This is a genomic window from Bacteroides sp. 3_1_23, from assembly GCF_000162555.1.
GTDB lineage: Bacteria > Bacteroidota > Bacteroidia > Bacteroidales > Bacteroidaceae > Bacteroides > Bacteroides ovatus.
Genome location: NZ_GG774951.1, coordinates 1 through 2,210, shown reverse-complemented (window position 1 = coordinate 2,210; position 2,210 = coordinate 1). Strand labels below are relative to the sequence as shown.

Sequence of the window (2,210 nt, the reverse complement as noted above, 5' to 3'; positions counted from 1 at the left end):
ATACAGATAGTAGCAGGAAGAAATGGCAATGAGTAAGGAAAACAGTAAGATATAAGGTGAATGATACANAGGAAAGCAAGTAAACAATAGGAAGTTGAATTAATAAACAACATAAGGAAAGGAATAATCGTAAGTCCGGCGAGAGTTCGGGAAAAGCTGCAGCCATCATGCATGAGAAATAAGCAAAACAGATAAAAGGAGTATGAGAATAAGAGGAAAAATGAGTTGAAACCGATGAGAAATGCAGCTTTTTTAAGGATAAATGATGGAAATACTATGAGAAATACCATTTTACAGTTTATTTCTCATAGCATTATATTATTGATTTACAAACAAATACCATACAACTTATGAGAACATGAGAAATGAAAATGAAAAATCAGGTTCTTCGTCAAATTTGGTGGTAATCTCTTTTTTATTTCAACTGTCTTCTTCTTTCTTAATCCTATTAAAAGTTGTAGATATGTTTGCTTTTTAGTAACTTTAAAGACACCACATCATTAAGAGTTACAATGCAACAAGTCATATCTACAACGTACAAATATACATCAAAAAAAGAAAATGCTCCTACAAATAGGGGATTATTCCATGATTTCAGATTCAGTCTTGGCTACGATAATCTGCAACAAGATGGTATCTCTGAAGCTGTTGGCTCATTGACGGTCTTTCTACATACGGCTGGCAAAGGGGCTTCCTGTCCTTATTGCGGACATTTCAGTCACCGATTGCACAGTTACTACTCCCGTCATATTGAGGATCTTGAAGTTTACGGTCATACTTTGGAGTTAGTCATCAAGGTTGGCAAATATTATTGTGACAATGTTTCTTGTCCACAAAAAATATTCTGCGAACCGTTGTCTTTTCTGGCTCGTCGGTATGGTAGACGGAGCTATCTTGTTGAGGAACGTATCAGATCGATAAGTTTGGAACTTACTTCCCGAAAGGCCTCTTCTCTTTTGCAACTGTTCCATATAACAGCCAGTAGTTCTTCCTGCTTACGCATCCTACAACAGTGCGGACAACACAATCCTATGCATAATAAAAGTATTTATGTAGGTATTGATGATTTTGCCTATAAAAAAGGTAAGGATTATATGAGTGTGGTCGTAGACCAGATGACACACATACCTATTGCTTTGTTAGAGGATAGAAACGGAGAAGCACTTGATAACTGGCTCATCCGGAATCCTCAAATACAATATATAACGAGAGACCGTGGAAGATGTTTCACAGAGGCTATAAACAGAATAATTCCTGGTGTTACACAAATCTGCGACCGATTCCATCTAATCAAGAATATGACGGACACGATGATACCGGAAATAGAGAAAATAATCCGTCAGACCAAGAAAAAGCTCAAATACGAATATCCTGACAGAGACACGGCTTCTTCGTTAATTCTTCAGGACATATTTAACATGGGAGATGTCCGACACAGAGAAAAATTGAAGATATACAGGGAAAGCTTGAACTTAAAAATGCAGGGGATGACCATTGAGCAGACAGCCACACATTTGGGTAAGAAAAGTCGCTACATTTATAAGATTATTCACAACAGAAGAATAGGGGCATACTTGAATGAGCAACAGAAGACAGCTCTTAAATATGTATCCGAACTGGCTACAATCATTAGTGCGGGCTGTATTACTCGAAAAATATTGGCACAAAAAATGGGGAGTAAAATCAGTGGCGCACTTATTGGAAGGATAACATCCAGCTTGCGAAAAAGGTATCAACAAAAGAGGAAGGAAGTCAAGGAGCATAATGAGAGCATTGAAAACAGAAGTAAAATACAGAGAGTTTCACAGAATCAGATACGCAAATACATTCTAAAGGGAGAATCGGATAATCCTAAACTAGCGGAACTGTATAAGTCCTCACCGCAGATTAAAGAACTTTTAAGCGTGTGTCAGAATTTCAGAGATATGATTAATGGGAACACTTATGATAAGGATATTAGAAAGTGGATTGAAAAAGCGAAGGCAACACGGAATATGGCACTGACGAACTTTGCATATGGTATTGAAAAAGACTGGGAGGCAGTACAGGCAGCTATTGATATCCCCTTCAGTAACGGATTACTGGAGGGGACAGTGAATAAAATTAAAGCGGTAAAAAGACAGATGTACAATAGGGCAGGAATTAAACTACTGAGAGCGAAGATTATTTATTCACAATAGAAGAAGTACCACCAAATTTGACGAAGAACC

Annotated in this window: 1 protein-coding gene; it reads left to right on the top strand. The window is 37.4% G+C overall.

Translation table 11 applies throughout. The features are described 5' to 3' along the window. Positions 1–512 precede the first annotated feature (512 nt). On the top strand, positions 513–2,180 hold the full coding sequence (locus HMPREF9010_RS11205; protein ID WP_008649335.1) for an ISL3 family transposase: 1,668 nt from the start codon (positions 513–515) through the stop codon (positions 2,178–2,180). The last annotated feature ends 30 nt before the right edge of the window (positions 2,181–2,210 follow it).